Source organism: Pseudonocardia wallangbongensis (genome assembly GCF_054486945.1).
On sequence record NZ_JBRERS010000004.1, the window covers coordinates 517,888 to 539,323 of the forward strand.

Here is a 21,436-nt window from a genome sequence, read left to right on the forward strand (position 1 = left end):
AGGCGGTGCAGATCCGCGAGCACCAGGGTGGTCCGGCGATCCTCTTCCGGCACGGGGCGTCGGACCTGCGGCTGGACTCCTACCTCGCGGTGCACGAGGAGACGCTGACGTCCGAGGTCCGGCTGGACCTGGTCCGCCAGCTGGCCGAGGCCGTGCGCTACGCCCACAGCCGGTCGCTCTACCACCGCGCACTCGCGGCCCGGTCGGTGTACGTGACGCCGCAGAAGGACGGTTCGCCGCCCGTGCTGAGAGTCATCGACTGGCAGTACGCTGCGCGGGACTTCGACGCGACCGTCAGCACGTCGCTGCGGGCGAGTTCGTTGAACGGCGAGCAGATGGCCGACACGGCCGAGCTCTACCTCGCCCCGGAATTCGACGGCGCCTACCCCGACCCGGTCGATCTCGATGTCTTCGGGCTGGGCGCCGTCGCCTACCTGATCCTGACTGGCCAGCCACCCGCAACCACGCGGAGCGCGCTCATCGAGCGGCTGAGCACCGAGGGTGGTCTGCACCCCTACGCGGTCGACGACTCGATCGTCGACGTGCTCGATCAGCTCGTCTACGACGCCACGCGCAGCGACACGGCCGAGCGGCTCGACTCCGCCGAGGCGTTCCTGCTCGCCCTGGACACCTCGGAGCGCGACGTCGCGACGCCGGAGCCGACCCTGCCGGGCGCCGACCCACTCGCCGCGACCGCAGGTCAGCAGCTCGATGGTGGCTGGGAGGTCCGGCGCGTCCTCGGCACCGGGGCGACGGCGCGGGCGCTGCTCGTGGAGCGACTCGACGAGAACGACGACTGTGACCTCGTCTATGAACGGCGCGTCCTCAAGGTCGCACTCGACGAGGACAAGGCAGCGAGCCTGCGCGCAGAGGGACAGGCGCTCGACGAGGTGGGCGGCGGGGCGATCGTCCACAAGATCGGCGGCCCGCGCCTGCTGGGTGGGCGCACCGTCCTCGACCTGGAGTACGCGGGCGGTGAGGATCTCGACGGCGGCACGCTCGGGGCGCAGCTGCGCGCGGACGGCCGGCTGACCTATCACCAGCTCGAGCGGTTCGGCGCCGATCTGTTCCGTGCCCTCGACCAGCTCGCGGCCCGCGGTATCCGCCACCGTGACCTGAAACCGGACAACTTCGCCGTCTACCAGCGGGCCGACCGCTCCAAGCAGCTCATGTTGCTGGACTTCTCGCTCGCCGCGGCCTCGGAACGGGACGTCACCGCGGGAACTCGCGGGTACCTCGACCCGTTCCTGGGGACGGCGCGGCGGCCGGTCTTCGACGACCACGCAGAGCGGTACGCGGCGGCGGTCACCCTGTACGAGATGGCCTCGACCGCGCGCCCGGTGTGGGGTGACGGCACCACAGATCCACGGACGACTACCGACGAGGCGCCGGACATCGCGGCGGAGTTGTTCGAGCCGGCGCTGCGCGATGAGTTGACGGCGTTCTTCCAGCGGGCCCTGCACCGCGATACCGACCAGCGCTTCGAGTCCGTGCGCCAGATGGAAGAGGCCTGGCGCGGGGTGTTCGTCGCCGCCGACGCTGTATCCCCGGCCACGACGCCGGAGACCGTCGGGCTCACCCGGGAGTCACTGGAGGAAGAACGCGAGGCGTTCGCGCGGGCCGCGACACTCGACACCCCCTTGGAAGCGGCCGGGCTGTCCCCGCGTGCCGTGTCGGTGGCGCAGTCGTTCGACGCGACGACCGTCGGCGAGCTCCTCCAGGTCCGGCTCCACGAGATCGCGAAGGCCCGTGGCGCGGGCGCCGTGATCCGCAAGGAGCTCAACCGCCGGCACAAGCAGTGGACAGCGCGCCTGGGCTCGTCTCCGGTCGAGGTGCGCGCCGCCGCGGTATTCACCATCGAGGAGATGGCTCGGCTTCTGACGCCGGTCCAGTCGCGGAAGGCGTCGAAGAAGGCCGAGGTCGCCCGCCTGACCCTCGGACTGCCGAACGGGGAGACACCCACGCGCTCGTGGGCGACCCAGAGCGAGATCGCCCGCATCCTGGACGTCACCCAGGCATCGATCTCGCGCCACCAACGCAGCCATGCTCAGGCTTGGGCCGGCCAGACCTGGCTCGAACCGGTGCGTGACGAGCTGGTCGCGCTGATCCGGGGCGCCGGCAGGGTGATGGGGGCCGACGAGGTCGCCGCCGCGCTGCGCGCCGCGCACGGTGCGGGTGACGGTGAGCCGGCGCAGACGGCTGTTCGGGCCGCGGCCGTCGTCCGCGCGGCCGTAGAGGCGGAGACCTGGGCCGGCCACAACGCCGACGACCCCGAGATCGTTGACCGCGGTCCGCGGCTGGCCGTGCTGCGGCGCACCGATCAGGTCCTCGTCGCACTGGAATCGCTGCCCGGCACCGAGGACCCGAGTGCGGCGGAGCTGGCCGATTTCGCGCAGTCACTCGGTCGCCGCGCCGACGAGCTCGCCGTCGCCGATCCCATGCCGGCCCGAGGGGCGGTGGTGCGGGAGCTGCGGCGAATCGCACCGCCGGACGGGCTCGCTCCGCTGGCCGACACGCGCCTCGTCGCCCTCGCCGCCGCGGCTTCGCGGGATGCGCTCGTGTCGCCGCGGTTCGAGCTGTATCCGCGGGGCCTCGACCTGTTCACCGCGCTTAGGGTCTCCCAGGCGGCCGCCGGTGTCCGCGCCACCGGCATGAGCATGGACGACCTACTGACGCGGGTCCGTTCCCGGTTCCCCGAGGTCCGGGTGCCCGAGGGCCTCACACACGTCCAGATGACCGAGATGCTCGCGGCGGCCGGGTTCCCCCTGGAGTTCGACCTCGAGTCCCACCTGTTCCGCCCGATCGACCAGCCGCGACCGCGCAGGTCGACGACGGCGAGCAGCACGACGCTGGGCAGGCCGTTCGTCAGCGGGCAGGACCCGCACGAAGTGACGCGGGCCCGGCTCGCCGGAGCTGTCGACCGGGGTGGCTTCACCGCCCTCACCGTGCGGGGACGCAACCTCCCCGGCGCGGCGTCCGCGATCGCGAGCGGCTTCGCGGTCCGGCCGGTGGACGTCGGTGCGGTGTTCCTCGCCGAGTTCCGTGCGCTCGTGGCGGAACGTGGGCAGGACTGGGGGAAGGTGCTCAAGCAGGACGCACGGTTCGACGAGTCGGGACAGCTCGCCCGGGGCCTCACCTCCTACGTGCGGGCCGGCTGGCAGCGGGTGCAGGCGCACCTCGCGGAGCAGGCGGCGGATGGGGAGGTGCTCTTCCTGCACGATGCCGGCCTGATGGGGCGCTACGCCGACGCGGGCGGGCGGGAACTGCTCGTCGCGATCCAAGCGGCTGCGCGCAACCCGGAGCGCATGCCGCACGGCCTGTGGCTGCTGTGCCCGGGCGAGTCGGCGGCGGGCAGCCCGCATCTGGACCGGCTGCTGGTGGAGGTCGTGGAGCTGTCGGAGCAAGTGCGGCTCGACGGGGACTTCCTGGATGGGCTGCGGGGCGAGGCGACGGACGCGGCGTAGCGGTGGTGGCGGGTCGAAGGGCCTGGCCGTTCCTACGCCGGCAGCTCAAGGCAGGGTCTCGGGATAGGCCGGTGCCAGCAGGCAACATACCTATCTGGCGGAGTTTCCCATGCCGGGAAACCTGGGGTTGAGGAATGTCGGGCACGAGGGCGGGACTGGTGATCGACGATCTCGGGTCAGCTGCACGTCGGCGAGCAAGGCTCGCTTGGCCGGGCACGCGACTGCCACGGCGCGTCGCGTTGTGTGAAGGACTCTCTGGCGGTGTCCGAGGTAGGCCTTCCGGTCGCGCCTACCCAATGAGTCCCTGGCCGCGGGTCCACCTCTCGAAGCCGCCCTGCCCGAAGGGCATGCGCGCGCCGGCCGCTGTGACGGCGTCGAAGTATGCCGTCGCGTTTCGGGCGGTCAACGTCCCGGCATTGATGGCCTGGCACAGCAGCCAGATCGAGCCGTGCGCATCGAGGCCAAGTTGTTGTGCCACGAGTCGGGCGTCCTTGTCATCGAGGATCGCGATAGCGCTGTGGCTCTCGGCCCATGCGATGACCGCTGCCTCGCCTCGGTTGTGGGGCCCGGAGACGATCCGTTGTGACCAGGCGGCGAACGCGACGATCTCCGCGAGGCCGTCGACATGAACTTCCTCGGCCCACGCGGGCCGTGCAACTCCGTGTCCGGCCAGCTCCTGCACGACCGTTGCCGGAACGTAATGGCTCCACGGCGCTGCTGAGGTTCCTTTGACGCTGTCACCGAGCACGTCCATACGCTGTGCGAGGCCGGCATGAAGCAGGGCAGATGCGTCCCAAACCAAGGCGAGGCGAGGTGCACCGGGCTGACAAGCCTCAGGCATCAGCAAGTCGCGTCCACGTCGCGCTGGGGGAACTCTGAAAGATCGAGGCTCTCGTGCAGCAGGGCTCGTGCGCGGTCGGTCGAAATCCGGCCGGCCCGCCAGGCCCCGAGAACCGCCCGCTTCCACGCTGGGCCCGTTGCGCCGATGTCCAGGTCAGGCCTGGGCTCGGCCCCGACGACTTCCAGGAAGTCGCCGCGTGTAGGTGTCCGTGCGCGAAGGCGCTGCGCGTCGGATCGTTCAATGACTCGCGAAGCGGTGGCGGCAGCGACCGTCGCGGACCACGATATGCGATACGCGGCAGCGAGCTTGACCAGCTTGGGATACGGGTCAGCCAGCGGGTCGCTCTCCCATGCGGTTCGAACCTCATCGCGTGGGAGGAGGAACTCAGCCACGAAGGCGTCGATTACAGCTTCCTTCTCGTCCTCGCTCGCGGATACGCCGACATCGCTGTGGTAGGCGTCGCCGATGAGGTGATGACCGATCTCGTGGGCGGCGGTCCAGCGTCGCCGACCAGGCTGTGCGCGCCCCCCGACAACGGCAACACCGAAGCCTCGATCGAGTTGCAGGGACGCGCCGCTTGCGTCCCGGTCGACCACGAGGATGTAGAGGCCGAACTTCTCGGCAGCGTCGACGAGGCGAGGAACTGGGCCGGATTCAATGCCGGCGATGTTGCGGGCCTGCTTTGCCAGCCCGGTGGCGGCCGCAATGTCCGGGACAGGCCCGAATATTGGCAAACTGGTTGTACTGAGGAAGCCCTGTTGCTTGAGCCACTCCGCATCGCGGGCATGGCCCTCCAGGTCGATGTCGAGCAGTACTCGATCTCTAGCGTTCTTGTCCAGCTCATCGGCGATGGGCGTGCGATAGCTTGTGACGGAGGCTGGCGGCTTGGTGACGAAGTGCGCGATGGGCACATCGAAGATGTCGGCGAGTTGGCCGAGTTCGAGGGCGGAGACCTGCCTCTCGCCGGCCTCGACGCGAACGACTGCGGTGCGGTCGAGGTCGAGACGCCTGGCGAGCTCGGCCTGGCTGAGCTGGTGGGCAAGCCTCAGCTCGCGGACGCGCTCGCCCACCTCCGACCAACCTTGCACCCAGTCCATGTGTGCGATACTCGCACATTCGCGGCTGGTCTGGCAGGCGTGCAAGGAAGTTCAGCTGGTCAGGGCGTGATGTCCTCCTGCGCGTCGAGACGCCCTAGCCACTGTGGGCCCGCGCCGGTACCGGCTGTTGGTCGGGCAACTCCGTGGTCACGTTGCCCGGGTGCCATTGTGTGGGCGCTGCCCGGCCCCTGGCGGCGTTCGATGGCGAGCGTGGCGGCGGCGCGCAGGATGCACGTGCCGGAGGAGTAGCCGCGTTGCGCGCCGAGCGGGCAGCCGCGGCAGTGACCGGTCCCGTCGTCGACGTGTACGGCGAGCAGCCTCGCGATCCCGGCCGGGCTGTCCATCATGGCGTCGGCCATCGCCGACAGCAGCGCGCTCGGAGCGCCGGTCGCGCTCATCGCGGCAGTGCCGTTCTGGTCGTACGCGTCCGGTGCCGAAGAGTTGCACCTCGGATGTTGGCGGGGCGTGGCCGGTCGGCGGCGCGGTGGACGGCGATGCAGTCCGGGCAGTCCGCACCGACCGGCGCGATCAGCGCGAAGGTGGTGACCACGTATCCGCAGAGCACCGGGGCCAGCCCGGCCCGGAGTAGCTGCCCGGATGCCGGGCGCGGTGGTGGGTGCGCCCGTCGGGTCGGTCGACAACGCCGCGACCGTGCTCGCCGCATTGCACGCAGGCGCGAAGCGCCTCGTCTTCTGCGACAGCCGGGCACTGGTGGAGAAGCTCGGCGCCGCGTTGCGGGAGCGCGGTGTCACGACCTTCCTCTCGCACGCCTCGCTCTCCGTCGACGAGCGACGGCGCGCCGAGCACGCGTTCGCCGACGCCCGCGACTGCGTGATCGTCTCGACGTCCACCCTCGAGCTGGGCATCGACGTCGGCGACCTCGACCGAGTGGTGCAGATCAACGCGCCGACGACAGTGGCCTCGTTCCTCCAGCGGCTCGGACGCAGCGGCAGGCGTGCCGGTTCGTTGCGTAGCTGCCTGTTCCTGGCCCTGGACAAGAAGTCCCTGCTCTGGGCCGCCGGGCTGCTGCGGCTCTGGGGGACCGGCTACATGGAGCCGGTGGTGGCCCCGCCGGACCCGCGCCACATCATCGCGCAGCAGCTCCTTGCCCTGTGCCTGCAGGAGGGCGCAGTCGGCACGAACGTGTGGACCGAGGCCTGGAACGGGCTCGCGCCGTTCGACCGCAGCGCGGAGCCGATCATCGCCCATCTGCTCGCCGAGGGTTTCGTGGAGCCGGACGGGGAGCTGGTGACGATCGGTCCGCGAGCCGAGGAGCGCTTCGGTCGGCGTCATTTCGTGGGGATGACCGCGGTGTTCACCGCGCCGCCCCAGTTCACCGTGCTCGAGGGCCGGCGCGAGGTCGGGCTCGTCGATCCGTCGTTGCTGACCGACAAGGTGGAGGGTCCACGTCTGCTGCTGCTGGGCGGGCAGAGCTGGAGGGTCAACTGGGTCGACTGGACGAGACGCCGCTGCCACGTCGAGCTCGCCAAGAGCGGAGGTCGCGCACGCTGGAACAGCGGCGGTATCGGCGGGGCGGGGTTTGCACTCTCCCGGTCGGTGCGGGCGGTACTGCTCGGCGATGAGCCGCCAGTCAGGTTGACCTCGCGTGCCGAGAAGGTGCTGGCCGAGGTGCGCGACACCGAACTGTCGACGGTGCACCCCGGCGGCACCGTGATCGCTCGACACGGTGCGGATATGCGCTGGTGGACGTGGGCCGGGTACCGCGCCAATGCGACCCTGACCTCCACGCTCGCCGAGCTGACCGACGGAGTGCAGCCCTTCGACGACGCATCGATCCGACTGCGGGCCGACCTCACGCCGACGACCTGGCGTTCGGGGACGACGGACGCAGTACAGCGGCTGTGTTTGCCTGACGTGGACGACCGCGCGCTCGAGGGACTGAAGTTCTCGGAGGCACTCCCCGCGACGCTGGCGAGGCTGACTCTGGCTGCGCGGATGGCGGACCTGGGTCGTGCCGCCGAGGTTATCCAGGAGCAGGTGCGGTTCGTCCGTTCGTGAGGGGGTGTCACGCAGCTCAGCAGGTGGCGAACGTTGAAGTCGAGGGGTTGCCGGTGCTGCCTGGCCGGCGCCAGTTTGCGAACTCGCGGACGGCGCGAGAAAGCTTGCAGCACGGTCGAGGCGGGGCGAAGAGCGCTCCGACCTCCACCGCTGCCGCCAGTGTGCTCCTTGGCGTCGGTTGGACCGGGACTGCTCGGCAGCGGGATAGGGATCGTGGTCACCTTCGGCTACGAAGCATGATCGAGTTGTATTCGGGGACTAGCGAAGATCATTTGCCGCAGATCTGGCGCATGATCTTGAAAAGTGATGAGAGATGCTCCGGAGCGGAGCAAAGCGCGGTATTGACGCAGGTCACGGGGGTTCTTGGCAGCTGCTGGGAGGTGTCGAAAGGCCTCGATCTTGGTCCGCTTACAGGCCAGGTCGTCCCCCATGCCTGTGACCTGCGCGGACATCCGTGACGCGGGAGCCCGGTGGTCTATCGAGGAGTGCTTCCACGCCGCGAAGAACGAGGCCGGCCGCCAGTTGTGCATCAGCTGGCCACCGCCATCGAGGAGGGCCGGGGGCCCGTCCTCGATGAGCGGCAGTGGCCGACAGCTCCTATCGTCGGCTGCCGGCCGGACGGCCCGGCCTCACTTCAGGTGCCGGGCGAAGAACCTGTTCCCGTCCTCCCCCTCGAACTGCGGGACGCCGGTGTGCCCGCCCACGTTGGCGTGCAGCGTCTTCTCCTCGGCGCCGAAGGCGTCGAACAGGTCCAGGGCCATCTGCCGGTCGTTCCCTTCGTCGTCCCACTGCAGCAGGACCAGCAGCGGAATGGTGACCTTGCGGGCCTCCTCGAGGATGGTGCGCGGCACGAAGCTCCCGGCGAACAGGACGGCGGCCGAGATGCGTGGCTCGACCACCGCCAGCCGGGTGCCGATGGCGATCACCCCTCCCGCGTAACCGACCGGGCCGCCGATCTCGGGCAGCGAGAGGAGGGCGTCCAGGGTGGCCCGCCATTCCGGGACCCCCTTGTCGACCAGCGGGAGGATGAGCCGGTCGACGATCCCGTCGTCGACCGGCTCGCCGGCCTGCAGTGCCCGGCGCAGGTCGGCGCGGGCCTCCTCGGCGGCGGCGGAACGGGGCCGGTCACCGCTCCCGGGGAGCTCGATGGTGGCCGCGGCGTAGCCCTCCGCCGCGGAGTGCCGGGCCCGGGCGACCAGCCGGGGGTACATCCTGTGCAGCCCGCCGGGGTGGCCGAGCAGGATCAGCGGGGCCGGTGCGGATGCGGATCCGGGCGTCCACAGGATGCCGGGGATCTCGCCGAGGGTGAACCCGCGCTCGAGGACGCCGTCGTCGAGGACCTGTTCGGAAGTGAATCGCATGGTCGTGCCTTTCGGGAGTGCTCGTGAACGGCGCTCCCGGACGACCTATCGCCCGACCGTGACCCCGGAGGGAAGCACCCATGTCGATACGTTCACGGGTACCACCTCCTCGATCTCTCGCACGGCCTGCGGGAAGGTAGCAGTGGTCGTCGTGGTCCGCCAACGGGTTTCGCGCAGGCTCCCGAGGCGCCCCTACTCGGGCGACGTCTCCGTCCATTCGGCTTGGATCGTGGCGGTGTTGCCGTCCCGGAAGGACCGTACGACGCCATCGATGGTGACGAGCATCGTGGTCTCGTTCACCGTTCCAGTGGCTGGGTCGACCACCAATCTCTCGGAGTCGATCTGCAGCCCCTGCCCGCCCGGTACCGCGCCGAGGCTGGTGACGTGCGGATATGTGGCAATCGCCCGGAACGCCGCGGCTCTGACCGCCGGCGGGGCCGGCAGCCCGGAGACCAGCGAGATCAACGATTCGAACGCCGTCCTCGCCTTCTGCTCGGGGGTCAGCGGTCCTGCGGACGTCACGGCGGTGGTGTGCTCCGCGGCGCGTGCGATCCACGTCTTGAGTGCCTCCGGGTCCGTGGGCAGATTCCGTAGCTGCTCGACCGTCACGGCGTCGCCTGCCAGCGAGAAGGGTTCCTGGTTCAGCCGCGCGTGCTGCACGAGCTCGCCCTTCGCCTTGAACCATTGCCGGCCGTCCGGGGTGATCCACCGCTCGGTGTAGGACGGGCTGCCCGAGGCGCGATTGGTCCTGACGGTGACGTGCCAGTAGCTGCCGGAGCTCTCGGGGGTGCTCTCCGCCGCCGCGGCGGCGGCGAGAAGGACCTGGGGTGCGGACATGGTTGCCGCAGCAGGCACGGCCGGCGCGGGTGCTGCCACGACCGACGCGACGACCGCTGCGGCCGCGACGCCTGCCGTCAGCGCGAGCCCTGACACCCACCGGCCGACCTGCCCGCGCCGCTGCGCCGGTCGGCCGTCGATCCGGTCCAGAAGCCGGCTCCGGCTGCGGTCGACGCTCTCCCGAGATGGCTCGTCCGGGGTGAGAACGGTTCCGAGGATCTGCAGTTCATCCATCGACGGCCCCCTGGCTGATCACGGCGACGAGCTTCTTGCGGGCGCGGGTGAGGCGGGAACCGACGGTTCCCGTGGAAATGCCGAGGGCCTGGGCCACTTCGTCGTAGCTGAGCTGTCCGAGCGCTACGAGCAGCAGGACGTCCCGCTCTCCGGATGACAGTTCGGTGAGCGCCCTCGCCACCTGCGGGCTGATCTGGCGGGCGGACACCGAGGCGACCACGCGGCCCTCATGGCTGTCGGCCGCCAGTTCGATGCCGACCCGCGCCAGGGCGCGGTAGTGGCGTGTTTCCCTGCGTCGGTGTCGGGCCACCAGGTTCGTGGCGATCCCGAACAACCACGGTCGCAGCCCGCCGCGTCCGGGATCGAACCGGTCGCGGTGGTCGAAGGCGGTGAGGAATGTCTCGGCCGCGATGTCTTCCGCTGTCTGTGCATCCAGCCGGCCGGCGACGTACAGGTAGACGGGCCGGAAGTACCGGTCGTGGACCTCGGTGAACTCGTGCGGGTCCTGCCGGAACCGGGCGGTCAGCTGCGCGTCGCCGGCGCGCTCGCCCGTCCTTGCGGTCATGTCCGTACCTCTGTCATGCGGCGCCTCTCGGTGGGTACTGCGCGGCTCACACCCACACTTCGCCACAGAACCGAATCGTCTTCCCGAGGTCAGCCCATGCCGAGGACCATGGCGTGTGCGCCGCGACCCGAGGCCGTGCTGGCGGGGCCGCCTAGCGTCCGGCCCAGCGGGCGGGCCGCTTCTCCAGGAACGCGGCGACCCCTTCGACGGCGTCCGCCGAGGCGCGGGCGCGATCCCGGGCGAGCGTGGTCCCGGCCCACCCGTCCTCGTCGTCGGCGACGTACGCCGCCTCGATCGCGCGCAGCGTCTCCCACACGGCGATCGGGGCGCGGGAGGTGATGCGCTCGGCGAGTGCGAGTGCCTCCTCGAGGGCGTCGCCGGGAGCCGTCAGCCGGTTCACCAGCCCGAGCTCGTACGCGCGCCGGGCGGGAAGCGGGTCGCCGGTGAGGAGGAGCTCGCGGGCCACGTTGAGGGGCAGCGCGCGTGGGCCGCGGAACAGGCCACCGCACTCGGCGACGAGACCCAGCCCGACCTCGGGGAACGAGAACGTCGCCGAGCGCGATGCCACGATCATCGTGGCGGACAGCGCGATCTCGAACCCGCCGCCCGCCGCGGCACCCTCGACGGCGGCGATCAGGGGCTTGGGCATCCGCCGGCCCGCGATCCCGTACGGGCCGCCCCGCTCGGTCGGCTCGCCGGCCCACGCCCGGATGTCGGTGCCCGCCGAGAAGAAGTCCGGCCCGCCCGTGAGCACGGCGACGAATGCGCCGTCGTCGTCCTCGAAGTCGTTGAGCGCGGCGTCGAGCGCCGCGGTGGTGGTGCCGTCGAACGCGTTGCGCTTCGCAGGCCGGTCGATCGTGAGGAGGCGGACGGTGCCGCGTACCTCCACCCGGACCGTCACTCCTCGACCATAGCGACGAGCCCGATCACGCGGGAGTCAGAGGGCGGACCGGAGCCCGGCGCCGATCTCGAGCAGTCGGGCCGCGTGCTTGCGGGCGTGGTGGCCGCAGAAGCGCAGCTCCCCACCGGTGGGCAGCGTGACCTCGACCAGCGCCCCCGCGCCGCAACCGTCACAGCGTTCGAGCCCGGAGAGCGGGGCGGGGAGGACACGGTCACGGTTGCTCGCGGGCGTCGTGGTGTTCATTACTCGACCACCTTCCGGTGAGCTCGCCTGTCCGTTCCGTTGCCGCAAGGGTCCGCGCCGGGCGGACCCCGGACCATCCCGCTGGCACTACGACCGGTTGGGGCCAGCCCGCCTCTGCGGATGGGGGTTGGCACCCCCGAGCCTTCACCCGGTCGGCGCCCCGGCGCCCGGCGTTACCCCGCTCGCTCGGCGCGGTCCAGGCGGGCTCCGCCGTCCGGCGACGCCCCGTGCCGGTCACCCGACTCGCGGGAACCGGCCGGCCGCCGCCGTCGACAGGGGTCCTGTGACGATCGTGTCGGGCGGGTTGACCGTGGGCTACCTCGTGCACGTCGCCGGGTCGGGCCCACCGGCGCGGGTGTACCGCGAGACCGTCGAGCTCGCCGTCGCCGCGGAGGAGCTGGGGTTCGCCTCGTTCTGGGTGGCGCAGCACCGGAGCGCCGCGGCGGGCGGCATGCTGCCCGCACCGCTGGTGATGCTGGCCGCGGTCGCCGAACGGACGTCCACGATCCGGCTGGGAACGGCCGTGGTCGCGGCCGCGCTGGAAGACCACCGGCGGCTCGCCGAGGACGCCGCCGTCGTCGACACGCTGAGCGGCGGGCGGTTGGAGCTCGGGGTCGGTGCGGGCAACGATCCCGCCGCCTCGGCCGCGTTCGGGCGCGACCACGGGCGGCGGCACGAGGACTGCACCGCCGCCGTCGACGGGGTCCGTCGCGCGCTGGAGGATCCGGCGCTCGTCCCGGCCGCGCCGGGCCTGCGGGACCGGCTGTGGTGGGCGACGGGCTCGGACGAGGGGATCGACGTGGCCGCGGCCCGCGGGATCGGGGTCCTCTCCGGCCGCCCCGACGACCGGGCCGCCGCCGGCCTCGCCAGGTACTGGGCCCGTGCCGTGGGCTCGCCCCGGGTCACGGCCTGTCGCCTGCTGCCCGCGGGCCAACCGGCGGAGGCGTTCCAGGACCGCTGGGAGCACGATCCGGTCCGGGAATGGGCGACCCATCTCGTGGTGCAGACCCGTCCGCCGGACGCCCCCTTCGAGGCGCACCTGAGCGCGCTCCGTGGGCTGGCGTGCATCGAACGGGCGAATCCGGGTGTACGCCGGAACCAGGCGACCGTCGCAGGCGACCTGCTCGTCCGACCGCTCCGAACCAACCTGTGAGGACGCCATGCGCCACATCGCCACGTTCTGCGGCCAGTGCAACTGCGGATGCCCGGAGCTGTACCTCGACGACGCCGCGGCACCGGAGCGGCGCGTCGTGATCACCGACGACTTCGGCCAGCGCATCCAGATGAGCCTGGAGCAGCTCGCCGACCTCGTCGCCGACGTCCGCCGCGGCCGCCTCGACGACGTGCTCGCCGGCGCGGCCTAGGCCCCCGCCCCGGCACGCCTGCGGCGCGCGCCGATCAGGTGGTCGAGCCCGAACCGCCCGGAGCCGGTCACGGCGAGGACCAGGCTGAGCAGCCCGATCATGATGGCCAGCTCGGGGCCGTTGTGGTCCATCGCGAACAGTGCGCTGGTGTGCACGAGGACCCAGGCTCCCACCATGTTCAGCGCCATCACGACGCCGACGATCGGCATCGCGAGGCCGAGGATCATGGCGACCCCACCGACGAACTCGAAGAGGACGTTGGCCGGTCCGGAGATGGCGGGTAGTGGGACGCCGGACTGCGCGAAGAGGTCCCCCACGCCTGCGATGCTCCCGCCGGCGAAGTCGTACTCGAGCTTGGCGTGCGCGATCATGATGATGCCGAGGCCGATGCGGGCCAGGAGGAGCACGAGGTCCCGCAGGGTCCGGGTGCCGGTGGTCGTGGTGACGGTCGTCATGGCCATCCTGCTTTCTAGCGCGAGGGGCGCCTGATGTGGCCTTATGACCGTCGACCTGGCAAGAACTCATCGATCCGACGCGATCCGGTGGCCGAACCACGTGTCGAACGCGGTGTCGAGCGACCCGCGGTCGCCCGGCGCCCAGGCCACGACGCCGTCGGGGCGGATCAGCCGGGGCTCGGTGTTCGTCACCGGGACGACGGCGACCCGGCCGGGGGCGCGCGCCGCGAGCCCGCGCGTCCGCGGGGTGAGCAGGAGGAGCCCGCGGCCGGACCGGGCGTGCTCGTGCAGGCTGGACCGCCGGCCGTCGTCGTCGACGAGCTCGAGGTCGGGGCTGTGCCGGCCGACCGGTTCCGGGGCGGGGTAGGGGAACTCGTAGCGCGTGTTCACCGCGGACAGCAGCTCGGTGAAGTACCGGTTGGCCTCCGGGATGTCCATCAGCTCCGCGACGACGTCCCGCAGCGCGTCGACGTGCGGGCCCGGGGCCAGCAGCGCCGACTGCGCCCGGGTGTTGCGCAGCACCGCCGCGCCCGCGGGGTGGCGTTCGCGCGTGTAGGTGTCGAGGAGCTCGTCCGGCGCGTCCCCGCGCACGACGGCGGCCAGCTTCCACCCGAGGTTCGCCGCGTCCAGCAGCCCGAGGTTCAGGCCCTGCCCGCCGCTGGGTGAGTGCACGTGCGCGGCGTCCCCCGCCAGCAGCACCCGCCCGTTCCGGTAGGTGTCGGCCTGGCGGGCGTGGTCGCTGAACCGGCGTGCGTCGTGGAGGTCCTCGACGAGGACGTCGGCGCCGGTCACCCTGCGGATCGCGGCGGAGAGGTCGGCGGCGGTCACCGGGCCGGACGCTGCCCTGCCGACCGCGGGCTCCGAGACGCCGGCCAGGTCACCGCCGCACAGGAACGTCCCGGCCTCGTACCGCCCGCCGGGAGGCACCTCCCCGGCGAGCCGCACCCGTCCGAAGATCGTCCGCAGCAACGGCGGGGTGCCGGGGAAGCCGAACCCCGCGAGCGTGCGCACCGTGCTGCGACCGCCGTCGCAACCGGCGAGGTACCGCCCGCGCAGCCGGCGCTCGGTCCCCGTGACGACGGTGACCCCGCCGTCGTCGGGTTCGAGCGCGACGACCTCGTGCCCGCGCAGGATCCGGACCCCGAGCGCCCCGGCGTGCGCCGCCAGGACGCGTTCCAGCTCCGGCTGCCAGATGTAGGTGCCCGGCCGCTCCGGGTCCGGGACGAGCTTGTGGATGTTCGCGAAGTGGCCGAGCGTGGTCCGGTGGTCGCGGGCGAAGTCCCGCACGCCCGCGCGATGCGCCTCCGCGAGCCGGGGGCCGAGGCCACGGCGCCACAACGCCTCGGTGGCCAGTGCACCGATCCCGCGTGCCTTGCTCTCCGTGGCGGGAGCGTCCCGTTGCTCGACCACCACGACACGGGCGCCACCGAGCCGGAGCTCGGCGGCGAGGAACAGGCCGACCGGTCCCGCTCCGACGACGATCACATCAGCATCCACGTCCATCTCCTTAACTTGTTAAATGCTAGAGTGCCTTTAACTTGTTAAAGCGTCAAGGGAGGGTCGATGGCGATCGAGGTGCGGGCCGCGGTGCGCGTCGCGCTGGGGCTGCTGGAGGCCGACGGCCTCGACCGGCTCACCGTGCGCCGCCTCGCGTCCGAGCTGGGGGTGAAGGCGCCCGCGCTGTACTGGCACTTCACCGGCAAGCGGGCCCTGCTCGACCACATGGTGGACGCGATCGTGGCGCCGGTCGTCGCCGGGCTCCCGCCCGCCGACGCGCCGTGGCTCCGGTGGCTCGAGGAGGCCGCGACCGCCCTGCACGCCGCGTTGCTCGGCCGCCGTGACGGCGCGCGCGTGGCGATCGGCGCGGATCCCACGGTCGCGGTCGCGCTCGGGGAGTTCGCCGAGCGCGCGGTCGCCGTCCTCCACGGGGCGGGCTTCCCGCTCGCCGACGCCACCCGGGCGGCGGGCGTCCTCGTGCACTTCGTGCTCGGCCGGGCCGTCGAGGACCAGGCGCGGCCGGGCCCCACCGAGGAGGCCGCGGCGATCTCGGCGAGCCCGTTCCCGCTGATGGCCCAGGGGCTGCGCGAGCGGCACGCGAGCGGTGCGACGGTGGCCGACGACTTCCGCTACGCCCTCGGCATCCTGCTCGCCGGGCTGGAGGCGGCCCAGGCCGAGACGACCGAACGAGGTCGCGGGAAGTCATGATCGGCAGGAGTGGCCACGGGACTTCGCCTCGGAGCGACTCGCTCCCGCCTGATCAGGGTCAGGCGGCGACCGCCGGGGCGAGCCGGGTGTCCGGGACGTCGACGGTCCGCTCGCGATCGGCGAGCACGCGGCCCGCCGCGGTGATCGCCTGGTGCACCGCGATGCGGGCGTCGAGGAGCGCGGCGGCGGCCCGGCGGGCGCCGGTGTCGGTGGTGCCGAGCCGGCTCGCGTCCTCCGCGGCTGCGCCCAGGGCGCCGAGCAGGTGCTGGATCGCGGCGTCGACCTGCTGGTTGGCGCACATCGCATGGCTGCGTGGCTCGGACGCAGCTGGTGGGTCGCCTGGTGTGCACCGCATGGCGCCGACTCTGCTGGCCCGACCCGGTCCGGACCATGGGGAAAGCCCCCGATCCGACCCTGAACAACCCCCGGCTCACCCCTCGCTCGGGCGCCGGGCCGCCCGGAGGCGGTCGAGGTCACCGTCGGCGAGGGCCGACCAGAACCGCAGCGCCGCGTGCTCCATCTCCAGCCCGAGCTCCAGGGTGATCATCCGAGGCTGGGCGTGCGGGTCCTCGCCGAAGCGCTCGACCATTCCCTCGTAGACCGCGATCCGCTCCTCGTGCTGCTTGATCTGGTCGTGGGCGAGCGCCGCAACGTCCTCCGGGGCGCCGGCCTCGTTGAAGAAGAGCTTGAGCTCGGCGATGTCCCGCATCTGGAAGTGCTCGTTGGTGGGGGAGGCGAGCCAGTCCTGCAACGCCGCCCGCCCGGCGTCGGTGAGCGAGTAGGTCTTGCGCCGCCGCCCGCTCTCCTCGACGGCCAGCTCCAGGAGCCCGAGCCCGGCCAGCCGGTCCGGCTCCGAGTACAGCTGGGCGTGCGGGAAGTGCCAGAAGTAGCCCACGGAGTGCCCCACTGCGCGCTTGAGCTCGTACGGCGTGGACGGGCCGCGCAATGCGACCATCCCGAGTACGACGTAGGACGTCGCGGACAGCCGTACCTCGCTCACCGGCCTCTCCCCTCCCAACGCCGAGCCGCCGATCTTACCGGGTCGTACCGTCCGAGACGGATGGTCTGGGCTTGCCACCGGAAAGTCCGGACAGTACGGTCTGAAACAGAGCGTAGAGGAGGTCGCATGGATCTGGGAACGGTCATGCGCTGGACGGCCGAGCGCTTCCCGGAGCGGCCCGCGGTGCGCGGGCACGGGCGGCACCTGAGCTACCTCGAGTGGGACGCGCGCACCAACCGGCTGGCCCGGGCGATGGCCGCGGCCGGCGTGCGTCCCGGCGACCGGGTCGCGTTCGTCCTGACCGGCGGTGAACCCCTCGCCAGCCTCCACCTGGCGGCGCAGAAGCTGGGCGCGGTCTCGGTGCCGCTCTCCACGCGGTTCGGGCCCGGCGAGCTGCGCTACTGCGTCTCCGACGCCGCCGCCACGCTCGTCGTCGCCGACGCGGCCAACGCCGAGCGCGCGGCCGCGGCGGCGGGTGAGATCCCGCTGCGGGACGTCACCGAGATCGACGCCGCCGCCGAGCGCGAGCCCGACCACTCCCTCGGCCTCCAGCCCACCGAGACCGACGTCAGCGTCATGCTCTACACCTCCGGCACCACCGGCCGGCCCAAGGGCGTGCCGCGTACCCACGGCGCCGAGCACAGCGCCGCCGTCGCGCACGCCGTGCAGACCCAGCAGCGCGCCGGCGAGGTGGTGCTCGGCGTGATGCCGATGTTCCACACGATGGGGCTGCGCACGCTGCTGACCAGCATCATCGTCGGTGGCACCTGGGTGGGGCAGCCCGCGTTCGACGCGGACGAGTCGATCGCGCTGGTCACGTCCGAGAACGTGTCGTCGCTGTACCTGGTGCCCACGATCTTCTGGTCGCTGCTGCGCACCGGGCGCCTGCACGAGGCCCGTGCGCTGGACCGGCTCGCGTACGCCGGGGCGGCGATGACGCCCTCGCTCGCCGAGCGGCTGGTGGCCGAGGTGGCGCCGAAGGCGTTCGTCAACCACTTCGGCAGCACCGAGATCTACACGTTCACCATCGGGCCCGACGTCGCGGCCAAGCCCGGATCGGCGGGCCGGGCGGGCATCTTCTCCCGCGTGCGGCTCGTCGGTCCCGATCCGGGTACCCCGCCCGACGCGCTCGTCGCGCCGGGGGAGCAGGGGCAGGTGATCGTGTCGATGGCGAGCCCGGAGGCGTTCGGCGGGTACTGGAACCGGCCCGACGCGAACGAGAAGGCGATCCGCGACGGCTGGTACTACACCGGCGACCTCGCCGTCGCCGACGAGGAGGGCGACCTGTGGGTCTCCGGCCGCGTCGACGACATGATCAACTCGGGTGGGGAGAACATCTACCCGGACGAGATCGAGGCCGCGCTCGTGCGCTGCCCCGCCGTCGACGACGTCTGCGTCGTCGGGCTGCCCGACGAGCGGTGGGGCCATGCGGTCACGGCGTTCGTCGTGCCGGCGCGGGACACCGACCCCCTGGCCGCCGCGGAGAAGGTGATGGCCTACGCCCGGGACGTCCTGCCCTCGCTCAAGCGGCCCAAGCGGGTGATCGCCGTCGACGCCATCCCGCGCTCCGGGGTGGGCAAGACGCTGCGGCGCACGCTCGTGGCCGGCGACTTCACGGCTCTCGCGGAGCGAGACCGTGGCTGACTGGACGCCTGCCCGCACCGAGGACGGCCCGCTGGTCACCGGCCAGGGCCGGTTCCTCGACGATCTGGACCCGCTCCCCGGCACCCTCGTCGCGGCGGTCGTGCGGTCGACACAGCCGCACGCCCGGCTGCGCGGGGTGGACCTCTCCCGGGCGCGGGCGCACCCGGGCGTCGCCGCGGTGATCGGGCCGGACGAGGTGCTCGCCGCGCTGCGCCCGTTCCCGCTCTCCACCGGGGCGGCGATGCCGTACTACCCGACCGGCACCGACAAGGTCCGTTTCGTCGGCGAGCCGATCGCGGTCGTCGTGGCAACGGACCGGTACACGGCCGAGGACGCCGCCGAGCTGGTGACGGTCGACTACGAGCCGTTGCCGGCCGTCGTGCACCCGCGCGCGGCGCTGGAGCCGGACGTCCCCTTGCTGCACGCGGACGCCGGCTCGAACGTCGCCACGGACCGGACGTTCTCCTTCGGCCCGGTCGACGAGGAGTTCGCGAACGCCGCCCACGTCGTCGAGGGGGAGTACGACTTCCCGCGCTACTCGTCGGTGCCGATGGAGTGCTACTCGGTGATCGCCGACTGGCGCGAGGGCCCGTCGGTCGAGGCGTGGGCCAACTTCCACGGCCCGTTCACGATGGTGCCGGTGATGGCGGGCGCCCTGGGCCTGCCGACCTCGGCGATCAGGCTGCACGTGCCCGCCGACATCGGCGGCAGCTTCGGCATCAAGGCCGGGATCTACCCCTACGTCGTGCTCATGGCGCTCGCGTCGAAGCACTCCGGCACCCCGGTGCGCTGGACCGAGGACCGCATCGAGCACCTGCTCGCCAGCTCGGCGGGCGCGGACCGGGTGATGCGCTTCGCCGCGGCGGTCACCGCCGACGGCACGGTCACCGCGCTCAAGGCCGACCTCGTGGACAACGTCGGCGCGTACATGCGCCCGCCCGAGCCGTCCACGCTCTACCGCTGCTACGGCAACATCACCGGCCCGTACCGGATCGGGGCCGTGGAGATCAGGGCGCGGGCCGTCGTCACCAACCAGATGCCGGTGGGGCTCAACCGCGGCTTCGGCGGCCAGCAGCTCTACTTCGGGCTCGAACGCCTGATGGACGCGGTCGCCGACGCCACCGGGCAGGACGTGTTCGAGGTGCGCAGGCGCAACCTCGTCGGCTCATTCCCGTACGAGACGCCCACCGGCGGCGTGTACGACTCGGGCGACTACACCGCGGCCGTCGACCTCGCGGTGAAGAACGCCGACCTGGCCGAGCTGCGGGCCCGGCAGGACGAGGCGCGGGCGGCGGGCGGCTTCTACGGCGTCGGCGTCGGGCTGGTCGTCGACCCGTCCGGCACCAACATCGGCTACGTCGGCCTGGCGACGCCGAGCGAGCAGCGCAGGCCCGGCCGGGACAAGTCCGGTTCCACCGAGCACGTGCGGGTCTCCGTCGACATGCAGGGCCTGGTCACAGTGCTGCTGGGTAGCGTCCCGCAGGGCCAGGGGCACGCCACCGTCGCCCGCGCGGTGGCCGCGGAGCGGCTCGGCCTGCCCGTCGAGCAGGTGCGGGTCGTCGTCGACATGGACACCGCGACCACGCCGTGGACGGTCACCTCCGGCAGCTACTCGTCGCGGTTCGCGCCGCTCGTGACCAGCGCCGTCGTGCAGGCCGCCGACCGGATCGCCGCCACCGTCCGCGCCGCGGCCGGGGTGATGCTGGACCTCCCGGCCGAGGAGCTGGAGCTGGCCGCAGGCCTGGTCCGGCACCGGTCCGACCCGGATCGCGCCGTGCAGTTCCGGCACGCGGCCGGGCTCGTGCACTGGGATCCCGGCGCCCTGCCCGCGGGCACCCCCGCCCGCCTGTACGAGGAGGCCGCGTTCACGCCCGACGCCAAGGCGGCCACGCGCGACGACCGCATCAACTCCTCGCTGTGCTACGGCTTCGTCGCCGAGGTCGTCGCCGTGCGGATCGACCCGGACACCCTCGAGATCACCCTCGACCGGGTCTCGTCGGTGCACGACTCGGGCACCGTGCTCAACCAGCAGCTGCTCGACGGGCAGGTGCTCGGCGCACTCACCCACGGCCTCGGCGGGGCCATGTACGAGGAGTTCACCTACGCCGACTCCGGCCAGCCCACGTCGGCGACGTTCCTCGACTACCTCTGCCCGACGGCCGCCGAGACTGGCTACGACCTGCGCACCGACCACGTCGTCTCCCCGTCGCCGCTCACCCCGCTCGGGGCGAAGGGGTGCGGGGAGGGGTCGTCGATGAGCTTCCCGGTGGCGTTCGCGAACGCCGTCGCCGACGCGCTGCGACCGGCACGCGTCCCCATCACCCGTCTGCCCCTGCACGGCGAGGTGCTCCACCAGCTGCTCGACAAGAAGGAGTTGACCCATGGCGCTGACCGGCGGTGAGGTTCGCCTCGACCGTTCCCCGGACGGCCGGATCGCCTACCTGACGCTGTCCCACGGCAAGTACACCGTGATCACGTGGGAGATGCGCGGGCTCGTGGCGGAGCGGTTCGCGGAGATCGACCGCGACGACGACGTGCGCGTCGTGGTGATCCGCTCCGACGGCGAGCACTTCTCGTCCGGCGGGGACATCGCGGGGTTCATGGAGGTCGACCCGATCGACTTCACCGACCTCGGCCACAACGTCACGGCAGCGGCGCGCAGCCCCAAGCCGGTGATCGCGGCCATCGACGGCTACGCGTTCGGCGTGGGCCTGGAGCTGGTGCTGTCCTGCGACATCCGGCTGGCCACCCCGCGCAGCCAGTTCGCGCTGCCGGAGATGAACCTCGGGATGATCCCCGGCTCCGGCGGCACCCAGCGGCTCGGCCGGCTGATCGGGCTCTCGCGGGCGAAGTTCCACGTCCTGACCGCCACGCGGATCCAGGCGCAGCAGGCGCTCGACTGGGGCCTGGTGGCCGGCCTGCACGACGACCGCGCCGCGCTCGACACCGCCGTGGAGGCGCTGGCCACCAAGATGGCCGGCTTCTCGCCGTCGGCCCAGCGCACCGCCAAGGAGGTGCTCGACAAGGGCCTCGACGGGCCGCTGTACACGGGCATCGAGCTGGAGCGGAAGGCCTACGCGATGCTGCGGGCCACCGAGGACTTCGCCGAGGGCGTCAAGGCGTTCGGCGAGAAGCGCAAGCCGGAGTTCCGGGGACGTTAAGGTGCCCCCCACCGGACGTCCCGCACATGTCTCGACGGCCCAGCT

General features: G+C 72.1%; 20 protein-coding genes. 8 read left to right on the forward strand and 12 right to left on the reverse strand.

Annotation, left to right across the window (positions count from 1 at the left end):
• Positions 1 to 5 precede the first annotated feature (5 nt).
• Positions 6 to 3,464, forward strand: a complete 3,459-nt coding sequence (pglW, locus tag ACU436_RS17655) for a BREX system serine/threonine kinase PglW (protein WP_459026546.1) — start codon at positions 6 to 8, stop codon at positions 3,462 to 3,464.
• 289 nt (positions 3,465 to 3,753) lie between these two features.
• On the opposite strand, the gene ACU436_RS17660 is transcribed toward pglW, so the two are convergent.
• The 3 genes from ACU436_RS17660 to ACU436_RS17670 form a co-directional block, all read right to left on the reverse strand.
• Positions 3,754 to 4,212, reverse strand: coding sequence for a hypothetical protein (locus ACU436_RS17660; protein WP_459026548.1), 459 nt, complete (start codon positions 4,210 to 4,212; stop codon positions 3,754 to 3,756).
• Positions 4,213 to 4,304: 92 nt separating this feature from the next.
• Positions 4,305 to 5,375: a helix-turn-helix domain-containing protein gene (locus tag ACU436_RS17665; RefSeq protein WP_459026549.1), complete on the reverse strand. Its 1,071-nt coding sequence runs from the start codon at positions 5,373 to 5,375 to the stop codon at positions 4,305 to 4,307.
• Positions 5,376 to 5,461: 86 nt separating this feature from the next.
• Entirely contained in the window at positions 5,462 to 5,800 is a 339-nt protein-coding gene (locus ACU436_RS17670) for a hypothetical protein (protein ID WP_459026551.1), read from the reverse strand.
• 199 nt (positions 5,801 to 5,999) lie between these two features.
• Here ACU436_RS17670 and ACU436_RS17675 point away from each other — a divergent pair, with 199 nt between their 5' ends.
• Entirely contained in the window at positions 6,000 to 7,421 is a 1,422-nt protein-coding gene (locus ACU436_RS17675; RefSeq protein ID WP_459026553.1) for a helicase-related protein, read from the forward strand.
• A 629-nt stretch (positions 7,422 to 8,050) separates the two neighbouring features.
• Here ACU436_RS17675 and ACU436_RS17680 read toward each other — a convergent pair.
• The 5 genes from ACU436_RS17680 to ACU436_RS17700 all read right to left on the reverse strand — a co-directional run bounded on the left by ACU436_RS17680 (position 8,051) and on the right by ACU436_RS17700 (position 11,562).
• Positions 8,051 to 8,782, reverse strand: coding sequence for a dienelactone hydrolase family protein (locus ACU436_RS17680; RefSeq protein ID WP_459026555.1), 732 nt, complete (start codon positions 8,780 to 8,782; stop codon positions 8,051 to 8,053).
• 192 nt (positions 8,783 to 8,974) lie between these two features.
• Positions 8,975 to 9,853 (reverse strand): CU044_5270 family protein, encoded by an 879-nt coding sequence (locus ACU436_RS17685; protein ID WP_459026557.1) that lies wholly within the window; start codon positions 9,851 to 9,853, stop codon positions 8,975 to 8,977.
• Entirely contained in the window at positions 9,846 to 10,418 is a 573-nt protein-coding gene (locus tag ACU436_RS17690; RefSeq protein ID WP_459026559.1) for an RNA polymerase sigma factor, read from the reverse strand. The genes ACU436_RS17685 and ACU436_RS17690 overlap by 8 nt, the downstream gene beginning before the upstream one ends.
• 151 nt (positions 10,419 to 10,569) lie before the next feature.
• Positions 10,570 to 11,319, reverse strand: a complete 750-nt coding sequence (locus tag ACU436_RS17695; RefSeq protein ID WP_459026561.1) for an enoyl-CoA hydratase-related protein — start codon at positions 11,317 to 11,319, stop codon at positions 10,570 to 10,572.
• A gap of 36 nt (positions 11,320 to 11,355) precedes the next feature.
• A complete protein-coding gene (locus tag ACU436_RS17700; protein ID WP_459026562.1) occupies positions 11,356 to 11,562 on the reverse strand; it encodes a DUF7455 domain-containing protein in 207 nt (68 codons plus the stop codon).
• Positions 11,563 to 11,845: 283 nt separating this feature from the next.
• Here ACU436_RS17700 and ACU436_RS17705 point away from each other — a divergent pair, with 283 nt between their 5' ends.
• Both ACU436_RS17705 and ACU436_RS17710 read left to right on the forward strand, forming a co-directional pair.
• Positions 11,846 to 12,715 (forward strand): LLM class flavin-dependent oxidoreductase, encoded by an 870-nt coding sequence (locus ACU436_RS17705; protein ID WP_459026564.1) that lies wholly within the window; start codon positions 11,846 to 11,848, stop codon positions 12,713 to 12,715.
• Positions 12,716 to 12,722: 7 nt separating this feature from the next.
• The gene (locus tag ACU436_RS17710; RefSeq protein ID WP_459026566.1) at positions 12,723 to 12,926 is read left to right on the forward strand and encodes a hypothetical protein; all 204 of its coding nucleotides are present in this window, start codon (positions 12,723 to 12,725) and stop codon (positions 12,924 to 12,926) included.
• Here the strand turns inward: ACU436_RS17710 and ACU436_RS17715 are convergent.
• A complete protein-coding gene (locus ACU436_RS17715) occupies positions 12,923 to 13,381 on the reverse strand; it encodes a DoxX family protein (RefSeq protein WP_459026568.1) in 459 nt (152 codons plus the stop codon). The genes ACU436_RS17710 and ACU436_RS17715 overlap by 4 nt on opposite strands.
• Positions 13,382 to 13,447: 66 nt before the next feature.
• The gene (locus tag ACU436_RS17720; protein ID WP_459026569.1) at positions 13,448 to 14,884 is read right to left on the reverse strand and encodes an FAD-dependent oxidoreductase; all 1,437 of its coding nucleotides are present in this window, start codon (positions 14,882 to 14,884) and stop codon (positions 13,448 to 13,450) included.
• A 60-nt stretch (positions 14,885 to 14,944) separates the two neighbouring features.
• On the opposite strand from ACU436_RS17720, the gene ACU436_RS17725 reads away from it, so the two are divergent.
• On the forward strand, positions 14,945 to 15,586 hold the full coding sequence (locus tag ACU436_RS17725) for a TetR/AcrR family transcriptional regulator C-terminal domain-containing protein (RefSeq protein ID WP_459026570.1): 642 nt from the start codon (positions 14,945 to 14,947) through the stop codon (positions 15,584 to 15,586).
• A 58-nt stretch (positions 15,587 to 15,644) separates the two neighbouring features.
• Here the strand turns inward: ACU436_RS17725 and ACU436_RS17730 are convergent, their stop codons facing one another.
• Positions 15,645 to 15,887, reverse strand: a complete 243-nt coding sequence (locus ACU436_RS17730; RefSeq protein WP_459026571.1) for a hypothetical protein — start codon at positions 15,885 to 15,887, stop codon at positions 15,645 to 15,647.
• 129 nt (positions 15,888 to 16,016) lie between these two features.
• Complete coding sequence (locus tag ACU436_RS17735; RefSeq protein WP_459026573.1) at positions 16,017 to 16,586, reverse strand: PadR family transcriptional regulator; 570 nt, start codon at positions 16,584 to 16,586, stop codon at positions 16,017 to 16,019.
• 126 nt (positions 16,587 to 16,712) lie between these two features.
• On the opposite strand from ACU436_RS17735, the gene ACU436_RS17740 reads away from it, so the two are divergent.
• From ACU436_RS17740 to ACU436_RS17750, 3 genes are read left to right on the forward strand one after another with little or no spacing between them, the layout of a single operon-like run.
• Positions 16,713 to 18,230 (forward strand): class I adenylate-forming enzyme family protein, encoded by a 1,518-nt coding sequence (locus tag ACU436_RS17740; RefSeq protein ID WP_459026575.1) that lies wholly within the window; start codon positions 16,713 to 16,715, stop codon positions 18,228 to 18,230.
• Entirely contained in the window at positions 18,223 to 20,631 is a 2,409-nt protein-coding gene (locus ACU436_RS17745; protein ID WP_459026577.1) for a xanthine dehydrogenase family protein molybdopterin-binding subunit, read from the forward strand. Before ACU436_RS17740 ends, ACU436_RS17745 begins: the two co-directional genes overlap by 8 nt.
• The gene (locus ACU436_RS17750) at positions 20,612 to 21,391 is read left to right on the forward strand and encodes an enoyl-CoA hydratase/isomerase family protein (protein WP_459026579.1); all 780 of its coding nucleotides are present in this window, start codon (positions 20,612 to 20,614) and stop codon (positions 21,389 to 21,391) included. Before ACU436_RS17745 ends, ACU436_RS17750 begins: the two co-directional genes overlap by 20 nt.
• Positions 21,392 to 21,436: the final 45 nt, after the last annotated feature.